This is a genomic window from Pseudomonas sp. 05N434 (assembly GCF_056396965.1).
This window is the reverse complement of the sequence record NZ_JBFTMK010001149.1, coordinates 1-432: the sequence shown is the minus strand read 5'-3', so window position 1 is coordinate 432 and position 432 is coordinate 1. Positions and strand designations below refer to the sequence as shown.

Below are 432 nucleotides of genomic sequence, written 5' to 3'. Positions count from 1 at the left end.
CCCGTTGACGGGTGACTTTGGCCAGTCGTTCGAGGGTGTCGGGATTGCCCGGTTCGACCGCCACGGCAAACTTCAGATTGCTCAGGGTGTACTCGTGGGTGCAGTAGACCAGCGTGTCTTCGGGAAGCGCCGCGAGGCGGCTCAGCGAGTGATGCATTTGCTCGGGCGTGCCTTCGAACAAGCGTCCGCAACCGGCAGCGAACAGGGTGTCGCCGCAAAACAGATGACCGCGGTGGTAATAGGCGATATGCCCGAGGGTATGGCCCGGTACTGTGATGACATCGAAGTCCCAACCCAGCACGGTGATCCGGTCGCTGTCCTTGAGGGCCACGTCCCGTGCCGGGATGGTCTCGCTGGCCGGGCCATGGACGGTTGCGTCTGTCGCTTTTTTCAGCCGCTCGACGCCGCCGACATGGTCATGATGGTGATGAG

General features: G+C 62.5%; 1 protein-coding gene. It reads right to left on the bottom strand.

Annotation, left to right across the window (positions count from 1 at the left end):
* Window positions 1–432: hydroxyacylglutathione hydrolase (gene gloB, locus AC1DLB_RS32170; RefSeq protein ID WP_477786557.1), on the bottom strand; the 432-nt coding region annotated here is incomplete at both ends.